The organism is uncultured Limnohabitans sp. (assembly GCF_937889215.1).
In the GTDB taxonomy this organism is placed as follows: Bacteria; Pseudomonadota; Gammaproteobacteria; order Burkholderiales; family Burkholderiaceae_C; genus Limnohabitans_A.
This window is the reverse complement of the sequence record NZ_CALBEX010000163.1, coordinates 1-2,409: the sequence shown is the minus strand read 5'-3', so window position 1 is coordinate 2,409 and position 2,409 is coordinate 1. Positions and strand designations below refer to the sequence as shown.

The 2,409-nt window shown below is 61.0% G+C and carries 2 protein-coding genes and 1 pseudogene; all 3 read right to left on the bottom strand.

Going from position 1 to position 2,409, the window contains the following annotated elements:
- Positions 1–86: 86 nt before the first annotated feature.
- The gene (locus tag Q0341_RS04285) at positions 87–1,073 is read right to left on the bottom strand and encodes a glucokinase (protein ID WP_299510821.1); all 987 of its coding nucleotides are present in this window, start codon (positions 1,071–1,073) and stop codon (positions 87–89) included.
- 326 nt (positions 1,074–1,399) lie between these two features.
- Positions 1,400–1,660 carry a hypothetical protein gene (locus Q0341_RS04280; RefSeq protein WP_299510820.1) on the bottom strand — a complete coding sequence of 87 codons (261 nt, stop codon included), beginning with the start codon at positions 1,658–1,660 and terminating at the stop codon, positions 1,400–1,402.
- Positions 1,661–1,930: 270 nt separating this feature from the next.
- Positions 1,931–2,409, bottom strand: a pseudogene (locus Q0341_RS04275) (molecular chaperone HtpG); the annotation flags it as partial.

The window sequence follows — 2,409 nt, the reverse complement described above, 5'->3', positions numbered from 1 at the left end:
GGCACACCCGACTACTGGCGCGGCCAGGTATTGATGCTGCAAGAGCAAGTCGAGCAAATGCGCGAGCCTGCCTTGATGGTGTGAGTTCAGCGCTTGGCAGGCATCACACCCAGCGCCATCGCGCAACCGATCAGGGCCGGTTGCTCGGCGCGAATTACATAGGTCGGGATGCGTTTCATGTAGTCGCCAAAGCGGCCTTTAGACTCAAACGCAGCCCTGAAGCCTGATTGTGCAAAGTAATCGCCCAAGCGGCCGATCACGCCGCCGCCGATGTAAATGCCGCCGCGTGCACCCAGCGTCACGGCCAGGTTGGCCGCTGCGTTGCCCAGCAAGCGGCACATGCGTTCGACGGCCTCTTCGCAGGCCAGGTCCTTGGTCGCCAAGGCGCGTTCGGTGATCTGCGCAGCCGCCAGAGATTCGGCCTCGGTGCCGTTGAGTTCACAAATGGCGCGGTACAAATTTTCCAGGCCCATGCCCGAGATGGCCCTTTCAGCCGAGACGTGCGGGTAAGTGCGCCACAAAATGCGCAGGATATCCGCCTCGCGCTCGCAGGTGGGTGCCAGGCTCACATGCCCGCCTTCGCCTGCAATGGGCACCCAGTCGCCCCGGCGTGAGCGCACCAACGACGACACGCCCAAGCCAGTGCCCGGGCCAATCAGGCCTTTGGGGGCATCGGGCACAGGTTCGCCCGAGCCGATTTGTGTCAAATCTTTGCCCGTCAGGGCGGGAGCGGCCATGGCCATGGCCTCCCAGTCGTTGAGCATGAGCAGGCTGTTCAGGCCCAGCGCCTGGCGCGTGGCTTCGATGGAAAACTGCCAGTGGTTGTTGGTCATCTTGAGCACATCGCCATCGATCGGGTTGGCGATGGCAATGCAGGCCTGCGACACCGCAGGACGGCCCACTTGCTGCAAATAAGCCTGTGCGGCGCTTGCCAGGTCTGGGTACTGACCGGTGGGCAAGGTCACTTCGTGTGTGATGGGTTGCTGGTCGCCGCAAACCAAGGCAAAGCGGGCATTGGTGCCGCCAATGTCGCCCAGCAGTCGGGACGCAGGGGGGCTGTTCGGTGTGTCCATCTTTGGGCTCGTTTCGGTCGATAGGGTGAAAAATGCGGCAAACCCGCCTTTCGGGGGTGCAGGCAAGGTCAAGCGCAAGGTTATCAGGCCTGCAGGGTCGACAGGCCCGTATCAGTTACCAACAGGTTTCGAGTTGGTCTGGCCGATGGACGAGGCCAAGGGCAGGTGCAAACGCACACGCAGGCCGTGTGGGGCGTTGTCGCTCAGCGCCACACTGCCTTGGTGGCGCCATGAACGCCCATTTGTTTGACCAAGCGACAGGCCAAAGAGTTGGGTGACAGCCCGGAGAAGGGTGCAACAAGTGGCCATGAACGCTGGTTGCGTGTTTATTTTTTCGGCTCGTAAAGCACCCCCCCCCCCCCGACCCCCACGCCCACCGGGCCGGACTGGGCGTTCACCCCCGCACTTACACCGCCCGTGCCCACATTCACGCCAATCGACACACCGGGCAAGATGGGCACATTCACGCCGATGCCCGCGCCGGTGTGGATGTTGCTGCAGCCGGTCAGGCCGACAGCCAGGGCCAGCCAGGCCAGGATTTTGTTCAAGGATGGGCGCGAGGCCAAGGGTTTTTGCAGAGATGTCATGCGCTGATTGAACCACCGTTCTGCTGGAGATTTGTAAGCCATTGTGAACAGCGGCCTAAGGGGTTTGTGGGCTTGAGAAAACCATTGGGCATGGCTATGCCAGTGTCGCCCAAACCACTTTTACAAATCTAAGTTTGAAACTTCGATGTGTACGAAGCCGCGCCTGTACGGGGTTCGTTGTGCAATTCAAGTTAAAAAGCCCCGCCAAACGGGCGTCTGGCGGGGCTTTTTCTGGTGTTCCGGACCGAGTCCGGTGTGGCAAAGTGAAGATCAGCTCAGCAAAGCATTCACCCGCTTCACGTAGGCCGCCGGGTCAGCCGGTAAACCGCCTTCGGCCAGCACGGCTTGGTCAAACAGGATGTGGGCCAGGTCGTGGAAGTGCACCGAGCCTTCGAGCTTTTTGACCAGCGCGTGATCGGGGTTGACTTCGAGCACGGGTTTGACTTCAGGGGCGCTTTGCCCAGCTTGTTTGAGCATACGGGCCAGTTGCATGCTCATGCCGTCGTCGGTGACGACCAGGCAGGCGGGGCTGTCCACCAAGCGGCTGGTCACGCGCACGTCTTCGGCTTTGTCTTTCAGCGCTTCTTTCAGCTTGGCCAGCACGGGTTTGAAAGTTTCAGCCGCGTCTTCGGCGGCTTTCTTTTCTTCTTCGTCTTGCAGCTTGCCCAAGTCAAACGCGCCCTTGGCCACGCTTTGCAGCGGGGTGCCATCAAACTCGTTCACAAAGTTCAGCGCCCACTCGTCCACGC